Annotated in this window: 3 protein-coding genes; 2 read left to right on the top strand and 1 reads right to left on the bottom strand. The window is 51.1% G+C overall.

All coding sequences use genetic code 11. The features are described from left to right. Positions 1-2,118, bottom strand: a 2,118-nt coding sequence (locus tag FBQ85_25375) for a fibronectin type III domain-containing protein (GenBank protein MDL1878462.1), incomplete at its 3' end; no start/stop codon positions are given. 1,379 nt (positions 2,119-3,497) lie between these two features. Here FBQ85_25375 and FBQ85_25380 point away from each other — a divergent pair. Then, complete coding sequence (locus FBQ85_25380) at positions 3,498-6,167, top strand: DUF1939 domain-containing protein (GenBank protein MDL1878463.1); 2,670 nt, start codon at positions 3,498-3,500, stop codon at positions 6,165-6,167. A gap of 260 nt (positions 6,168-6,427) precedes the next feature. Beyond that, positions 6,428-7,000: a hypothetical protein gene (locus FBQ85_25385; protein MDL1878464.1), complete on the top strand. Its 573-nt coding sequence runs from the start codon at positions 6,428-6,430 to the stop codon at positions 6,998-7,000. The last annotated feature ends 58 nt before the right edge of the window (positions 7,001-7,058 follow it).

Below are 7,058 nucleotides of genomic sequence, written 5' to 3' on the forward strand. Positions count from 1 at the left end.
AGCCGCCGTGACTTGTTCGTCGAACATCAAGGTGATGGCCAGCAAATCAGCCGCCAAAATTGCGGCAATCGGCGCCGGCGCATCGAGATCATTCGCGATAAAGGTGTAACTCAAGGTTGAGGTCGTTGTCATGGTGTTCGGCTCCGGCGCGCGATCGGCGATGCCGAATACGGTGACTTGATAAGTGACGCCGTCGGTTTGCGGCGTGGTTTTCAAATGCACGCCACGGCCGTCGAAATGCAAGGTTGCTCCGGTGATGCTCAGGCCTTTGTTGATGCTGTAATTTGCAAGATTTTCGGCGCTGGCTTGCGTCACCGGCTCATTGAAACGAACTTCGACCGTCGTTTCATCGTTCGCGCCCACATAAGTCACCACCGGCGGCTCGCGATCAACGCCCTGGCTGTCCAGGCGATAGCGTGCTTCAGTGCTGCTCATCACATTGGCGTTGGTGGAAACGTCGGTGATGCCGCTGATCGTGATGATGTAATCACGATCATACGCATGCGCCGAAGTCGTCAAAATCACCTCAATTGCCTCGGCATTGAGCTTCGCGGTTTGAACGAGTACATTTTCCGAAATGGCATAGTTGGATATCTGCTCGGCGGAGGATTTTGTCACGCGCTCATCGAAGGTTACGCTCAAGGTGGTCAAGTCGAGTAGTTTGACCGCCACAACTTTCGGCGCCAGCCGGTCGTTCGCGCGATAGGTGTAGCCGAGCACTGCCGGCGCGGCCATCACATTCGGCGTTTCGGCTTGATCGGCGATATTGCGCACGGTAAGCTGATAGCTCGCGCCGTCCTGGTGATTGCTGGTTTTGAGATGCACGCCGCGGCTGTCGGTGTGCAAGCTGATGCTCGTAATCGTAATGCCATTGGTGATGGCGTAGTTCTCGACCTTCAAGGCGCTCGCCTCTGAGATCGGCTCATCGAAGCGGACTTCGACGGTCGCTTGATCGACGATGCCGGCATAGGTGACGATGGGCGGCGCTTGATCGAGTCCGCTAAACGTATATGGCGCGGAAATGGCGGGATTGATGACATTGGCCGGCGTGGCAACATCGGAAATGTTTTGAACCGTTAGCGTATAAACGCCGTTGTTATGCTCCGAGGTTTCGAGAATGACCGTGCGATTGTCGGACTGCAAGGTGGCGCGCGCAATCACAATTTGTTGAGAGATGCTGTAATTACTTTTGTTCTCGGCAGTGGTTTTTGCAACCGGCTCACTGAACTCGACGCTCACCGTGGTACGATCGACAGCGCGGACTTGAGTGAGAGCCGGCGGAGTTAAATCCAAGCCGCTCAGAGTATACTGTACAGAAATGGCAGGATTGATGATATTGGCCGGCGTGGCAGCATCGGAGATATTTTGAACAGACAACGTATAGGCGCCGTTGATGTGCTCCGAAGTGGTGAGAATGACGGTGCGATTGTCGGATTGCAACGCGGCGCTTACAACTGCGATTTGCTTGTCAATGCTGTAATTGCTCTTGTTCTCGGCCGTGCTTTTGGTGACAGGCTCACTGAACTGTATGCTTACCGTGGTGCGGTCGACGGCGCGGACCTGGGTGATGGCCGGCGGCGTTTGATCGACGACGGTCACCGTGGCTGAAACTTCGATGGAATAGTTGCTCTCATTGCCGGCCCTGTCATAAGCCGTCACCACGAAATAGTAGGTCTTGCCTTCTTCCAAATTATCGACGACGCAACGCAAATCTGTGCCAACATCTTTGGAATTGACTTTGGTGTAGGTTTGCGAGGCAAGACTGTAATACACGCGATAACCGGCAAGGTCCGACTCGGTGTTTGCGTCCCAAGCGATGGTGAGTGTGCCAGCGGAGAGCGGGGAAAAATGCGCGCTAGCGCTGACGACGAGGAAAGCAATAAAACTCCATGCAAATAAACGGCAACCGGCAAACGGCTTCTTACTCCGATTTTCCTGTTGCCGTTTGCCAGTTGTCTTTGACAAAATCGAATCGAATTGCAACACGTTTTGCAAGTCCTCCATAACATTTTTATCATCCTGATAAACACATTTCAGCGAAGGCAATTCGCGGCGCTCACCGAACGCAAAGCGTATGCCATTCGCGGTGGAAAAGCATTTTGCTTGTTTCGCAAACAATTAACGCAAGTGTGTGAATGTGACAATACCAATCATGTATACAGAATTACTTCGCAGTAATTCGAAAGCGTAAGGTTGCGAAGCCGCTAGGTTGAGTGATAGAAAAATCTGCCATCTCGAGAGGCAACAGAATTTGCGAGGAAGAAATGTCACTTCGTTGTCCACAATGGTATCAAGATTGGCGTGTGTGGAGGGACTTGTAAAAAGAAATCACAGTTCAAGAGCCTTCGCGGGCAAAAGCCAAAATCTCACAGATTAAGAAATCGGGATTTTAATATATACCGGATTTCAGACGGGCTGAAAGCTAAAGCTCTTTGAGCAGCATACCAGGTTGTCAAAACATTCCTGCAACAGACATGCGAGTCGTTGGCTGCTCTCATCAGTTTGGGCTTGGTTCTATCAGACAAAAGAGCCCTGATTATTTGAAAACACTTTTGACTGGTCTTTTGAATTACACCTAGGCTTGAACAGCGAAGCAAATAGCATCAATCTTTTTTTTAAAATGAATGCGAGCGTGGCAACTTGTCTGCAAATCGCTATGAGGTTGATTTCGGTTTTGTGCATATCACTGAAAACCCTCTTGCCTCAAAACCAAATCATTTAAAAAGTGAGAGGGGCTTTCATCTCAGACAGAGGGGACAAAGCGGTTAAAGCTCGCAAAGCAAACCTCTGCATCGCGTCATTTTTTGTTTTCGATTTTGCTTTTATGTGGTTGAAAATTAAAAGTTAAAGTTCTCTGTTTTTTTGGCAAAAATAAAAAATGTTTGATTTTGTTGGTGCGGCGCAAAATTTTTCAAAATCGAAATTTTGTCTTGACAAGCATTTTATGGTCGATTATTTTAAGCGCACGTTTGCACAGAGCTCATTTGCCTAAACGTCAGCAAAATCCCAACGCCTCTCAACCTAGCCGGATTCCACGAAAAAGATCTTCTACATCAATAACGGGATTTTGTCATTAATGCAGCACCCAAAGTTTTCTTGGTGGAAGGTCAAAAACAATTTGGGGTTTCATTCTTCGAGTTGCGAACTGATAAATTTTTGATTGTTGTGATTGAGTGTTTTACAATTATCCGCTTCGACTAACTTAAATGTGAATCGATGCCGTTAGAGTATTTCGAAGCGGTTAATTTTTGATTCACTCTGGAAGCGCTTTCAACTCGCACTGCAACTGTTACTTCCCCTGATTACTACCGAAAAATTTTTTGAGACAAAAACGCAATCTCTGAGCATGGGTTGGCAATCTTGCAATAAGGGATGGCGCGTTTTTTTCCTCACGCCAATTCGTGCTGCATAAAAATTCAAAATTCGCCCCAATCTGGAAGCGCTTTCAACAGAGCACTGCATCACATTTACTCACTCTACTCTTGCGGAGGTGTAAGATGATGAAGAGGCAGTTATCGGTTTTCCTCACGTTGGTGTGTTTGCTGCTTGCGATCGGTTCGCGCCAGGCGCAAGCGCAAAATGATGTTATGATGCAAGCGTTCTACTGGGACGTGCCGGTTGACGCCACGAATCTCAACGGCTCATGGTACGACAGCCTCGAAGCCAAAGCCGCAGCGTTGCAAGCCGCGGGTTTCACCGCGATTTGGACGCCGCCGCCGAGCAAGGGCGCGTTTAGCATTTACGACATGGGCTATGGCATTTATGATCACTATGATCTCGGCGAATATTCGCAGAAAGGCAACGTCGGCGACGGCATTCCCGCTTCCACCGAAACACGCTTCGGCAGCAAACAGGAATTGCTCGACATGATCGAAGAATATCACGATCGCGGCATGGAAGTTTACGCGGACATCGTGCTCAATCACATTTACGGCGGCAGTTATGAATCCAATGCGCCGGTGAAAAATTATATCGAAGAAGAAAACTATCCCAGCTATCCCACTTCGCAAATTCGCTGGGTGCTGCCGAATGCCGCAGCGGGCGATTATTACATTCAACTCAGCGGCTTTAATCTTGACTGGAACACGTTTGCCAGCCGCGGCTATGAATTGCGCATTTCCTGGACCGGCAGCGCGAACGATGCGGGGCCGGGCACGAGTCCGGTATGGGAGTCCGAGCCCAACGGCGGCGGCGGACAATTCAACACCTTTCCCGGCAGTGGTCGCGCAGTTTATGGCCATGCGGATTCACAAGGCGATGTGGACGAATTCAAAGTCACGTTGAGCAGCACGGCAACGATCACCATTCAAATTATTCCCAAATACGACAACAGCGGCACCATGAATTGGGCGAGCGATGATAATGGCTATCGCATTCGCGCGGTGTGGTACAACGGGAACAATCAGTATTCCGGCTTGCAATGCCGCGCCCTTACAAGCTTCTCCTACGCCACGCACTCCGGCGGTGCGCCGCAGTGGACGTGGAACTACGCCAGTTTCCATCCGGTGGATAACAGCGACTACTTGCAGGATCAGGGCAGCGAGGATGCCATTCGCCCGAATTGGATGCTCTTTGGTGTGGATCTCAACACCTTTGACACCGGCACCGTGCAACCGCGATTGCAGGATTGGGGCGAATGGCTCACCAACACCGCGGGCTTTGACGGCTATCGCCTCGATTTCGTGCGCGGCATGCAAGAAGCCTTCATCGCCGACTGGCTCGTGGCCATGCCGCTCAAAAACGGCCAGCAGCGCTTTGCCGTGGGCGAATATTGGACGCAGCACAAATACCGTTTGAAAGACTGGGTCAATGCCATCAGCAACAACGGCGCGGCCTGTTCGGTGTTTGATTTCCCGTTGCGTGAGGATCTCAAGCGCATGTGCAATGCCGAGCCCAATTTCAACATGGCGTGGCTCAATCACTCCGGATTGATTCGCGATCAAAGCAATGCCGTTGCTGCCAATCGCGTAGTCACGTTTTTGGAAAATCACGACACCGGCAAGGAACACGACAAGTGGCTGACGCGGGATCGTGACATGGGCTATGCGTTCATTTTGTTCGCACAAGGACGGCCGTGCGTGTTTTACTCTCATTATTTCGAAGTGCAGCAGGTGGATGCCGGCAATTCCAGTTACACCACGGGCCCGGAGAGCGGATTAAAAACCAAAATCAACCAGTTAATCGGCATTCGCAAACGCTATCTTGAAGGCGGCATGGAAGTCCTAACCGAAATCGGCAATCCTTATCCCTCATCGAATACTGCTGACGTTTTCATCGCACGACGCGAGGGCAATCGCAGCAACAAACCCGGCGCGATTTTGGTGTTGAATGATCACAGCTCCAGCACGCTAAGCACGTGGGTGACGGCCAATGTTTCTGGTTGGCCGCCCATGACGAATCAAGTGTTGAAGAATCTCACCAGCGGCTCGGGCGAAACCGCCACGGTGCAGGGCGATGGCCGAGTCTCGGTGTTTGCGCCCGCACGCGGTTATGCCGTTTGGTCGATTGACACGACGTACGTGCCGATAGATTTCACCGTGAATAATGCCTACACCAACATGGGCGAAAACATCTATCTTGTCGGCAGCATCTCGCAATTGGGCGGCTGGGACACCGGCAAGGCCATCGGCCCGCTGGAGGCCTCGAGCTATCCCACCTGGAAAGTTTTTGACGTGTATCTGCCGCCGAGCACGTCGATCCAATACAAATTCATCAAGAAAGACGGCAGCGGCAATGTGACCTGGGAGCCGGGCAGCAATCACAGCTACACCACGCCTTCGAGCGGCACGGGTTCCGTAACGAACTCCTGGGGCACGGCAAAAGCAAATGCCGATGAACTGGCAGAAAATGAAATCGCTGCGTTGCCGGAGCAATTCAGTCTTTATCAGAACTACCCCAATCCGTTCAATCCGGGAACATTCATTTCGTTTGATGTACCACGCGGCGAGAGTGTGGCGACGCGTTTGGTGGTATACAATGCCATGGGCCAAATTGTGCGCACGTTGGTCGACGGCACGTTGGTCGACGGCGAACGCGCGCCTGGCGCCTATCGCGTGCGCTGGGATGGCCGCAATGACTTGGGCGAAACCGTAACCGCGGGTGTGTACATCTATCGCCTCATCGCCGGCGATTTCAGCAGTGAAATGAAGATGCTGGTATTGAGATAGCCCGAAAACGGGGTAACGATTTTGCTTGCATTTTACCCCCCCCGGCTTATCATCTTGTGTCAAAATTTGAACCCGGGGTGAGATGAAGCTCTTGACGACAGTGCCGATTGTCGCCGCCCAGCAAAGAAGAATTTTTCATAAAAATTTCAAGGCCCCTTTATGCTCATTGAGAGCGTGAAGGGGCTTTTTGTTTTGGGAAATGATTCTTTAAGCACACGCAACCCTATAACAAAATTCCCGCGTTGAAGGAGATGAATTCCATGAAAGCGAATAGTCATCTTTTCAGAATCATTTCGCTCTGTGCCTTCTTGTCGTATTGTGATCACGGCATGAACACCTTGCCAGAGCCGGCGCCGGGACCCGAGCCTGAACCTGAACTGGTGTGCGAGCCAGGCCAGGAAGAGCTCATGCCTTTGGATGTGGGAACTTACTGGTTCTATCAAGCTTGGACGCCCAGCACACCAGAAACGCTAAAAGCCGAGATCACGCGCAAGGTTCCTGTAATCATCGATGGTGTAACCTATGAAGCCTCGGCGCTTACACCGCTTTATCCCTTTAACAGAGCGCGGCCTCCTTTTGAGTTTCTCTATTGGAATGGCCCCTGCGGCCTTTACTGGCTGGGAGGAGTTTCGCCAACCGATACGTTGTTCTACAAAACGTTGCTGTTCAAATATCCTGCAGAGGTGGGAGAGTCATGGACGACGATTAGAATTAATTATGATCCGGTCTTTTGCAAATTTTATTTCTTCGACACCCTGACGGTTAGCCTGACCAGAAATTATGAAATGATTGATGTCGGGGGCCACGACAATTCCCCCACCTTCTTGCCTTAGGGCCAGGATAATTCCCCCACCCAGGGTCAACTTAATTCCCCCACCTGGGTCAGGATAA

It is taken from the genome of Cytophagia bacterium CHB2, from assembly GCA_030263535.1.
Taxonomy (GTDB): domain Bacteria; phylum Zhuqueibacterota; class Zhuqueibacteria; order Zhuqueibacterales; family Zhuqueibacteraceae; genus Coneutiohabitans.